This window comes from Pseudooceanicola atlanticus, assembly GCF_000768315.1.
GTDB lineage: Bacteria > Pseudomonadota > Alphaproteobacteria > Rhodobacterales > Rhodobacteraceae > Pseudooceanicola > Pseudooceanicola atlanticus.
This window is the reverse complement of the sequence record NZ_AQQX01000046.1, coordinates 1-838: the sequence shown is the minus strand read 5'-3', so window position 1 is coordinate 838 and position 838 is coordinate 1. Positions and strand designations below refer to the sequence as shown.

At 59.4% G+C, this 838-nt stretch carries 1 protein-coding gene; it reads left to right on the top strand.

What is annotated here, in order from left to right:
• Positions 1 to 67: 67 nt before the first annotated feature.
• Positions 68 to 825 (top strand): IS5 family transposase gene (locus tag ATO9_RS24140; RefSeq protein WP_156127956.1). Its coding sequence is split into 2 segments (ribosomal slippage): positions 68 to 392 and positions 392 to 825, totalling 759 coding nucleotides; the frame shifts between segments, so codons are not numbered across the junction.
• Positions 826 to 838: the final 13 nt, after the last annotated feature.

Below are 838 nucleotides of genomic sequence, written 5' to 3'. Positions count from 1 at the left end.
CTAGGGTCAGGATGCATTGATTTCCCCCACAGCGCGTGATTCACGGCTCCGAAAATGGAGCGGTGACATGAGCGATCTTTTCTGGCTGTCCGACGCGCAAATGGCACGTCTCAAACCCTTCTTTCCAAAGTCGCATGGTAAGCCTCGGGTCGATGACAGGCGAGTATTGAGCGGGATTATCTTCATCAACCGCAATGGGTTAAGGTGGTGCGATGCTCCTGAAGCCTATGGCCCGCACAAGACGCTCTACAGCCGCTGGAAGCGCTGGAGCGAGAAAGGCATCTTCGCGCGGATGATGGCGGGGCTGGCCGCCGAGCACGGCGAACGGACGACCGTGATGATCGACGCGACCTACCTGAAGGCACATCGAACGGCGACCAGCATGGCCGCCAAAAAGGGGGGCGCGGTCGTCTGATCGGTCGAACCAAAGGCGGCATGAACACCAAACTACACGCCATCTGCGACAGCCAGGGGCGCCCGCTCGACCTGTTCGTCACCGCCGGTCAGGTCAGTGACTACATCGGCGCAAGGGCGCTGCTCAACAGCCTCCCAAAAGTCGACTGGCTGCTCGGGGATCGCGGCTATGATGCCGATTGGTTCCGAGAAGCGTTGCAAGACAAAGGGATACGCGCTTGCATCCCTGGCCGCAAGCAACGCAAGACCCCGGTAAAATACGATAAGCGCCGATACAAGCGCCGCAACCGGATCGAGATCATGTTCGGCAGGCTCAAGGACTGGAGACGCGTCGCTACCCGCTATGACCGCTGCCCAAAGGTCTTCCTCTCGGCCATCGCTCTTGCGGCAACCGTCATCTACTGGTTATGAATCCTGACCCTAG